Raw genomic sequence first — 690 nt, forward strand, 5'->3', positions numbered from 1 at the left:
TCACCCCAACCCTCTCCCGAACGGGAGAGGGAGCCCGCGGCGGATGTGGCGGGCGCTGCGCGGCGGGAAACCCGCCCGCGCCCTCACGCCTCGGCCGCGTCCGTGTCCTCGTGCTCCTTGTGCGGGCGCAGCTCCGGGGCGACGGGGCCCGCCTCGATCTCCGCCTCCGGCTCGGCCCGGCTCTGCTGGCGGCTCGAATCCACGAACAGGCGGGCCTCGCCCTCCTTCACGCCGAGGCTGCGCAGCGCGTAGAGCGTCATGCCGAGGGCGAGCTCCCGCTCGCCCATCAGCACGAGGCCGACCTTCTTCTCCTCGAGGCGCCGGCGCTCGGCGTCGCTGTGGGTGCGGATCAGCGTGTCGATCCGCGGGTTGGCGCCGCGCGCGATCTCCACGAGCCGGCCGGTGTTGTGCGAGTCCGGCGTCGCGATCACGAGGAGGTGCGCGCTTCCGATGTCGGCCGCCTCCAGGATGCCCGGCGCCGTGGCGTCCCCGAACACCGCGTCGAGGCCCTGCTGGCGCAGCTCCAGGACCCGGCGCCGGTCGCGGTCCACCACCACGTAGGGCAGGTCCCAGGTCTGCAGCGCCTTGCCGATGCTGCTGCCGACCCGCCCGTAGCCGATCACCACCGCGTGGTTGCGCCGGGGCGCCGCCGGCACCGCCATGGCGACCTCGCCCGCCCCCCGGCGCTCG

Annotated in this window: 1 protein-coding gene; it reads right to left on the reverse strand. The window is 75.4% G+C overall.

Going from position 1 to position 690, the window contains the following annotated elements:
• Positions 1-83: 83 nt before the first annotated feature.
• Positions 84-690 (reverse strand): NAD-binding protein (locus MOX02_RS29230; protein WP_174804984.1); only part of this gene is annotated, 607 nt, incomplete at its 5' end.

The organism is Methylobacterium oxalidis (assembly GCF_007992195.1).
GTDB lineage: Bacteria > Pseudomonadota > Alphaproteobacteria > Rhizobiales > Beijerinckiaceae > Methylobacterium > Methylobacterium oxalidis.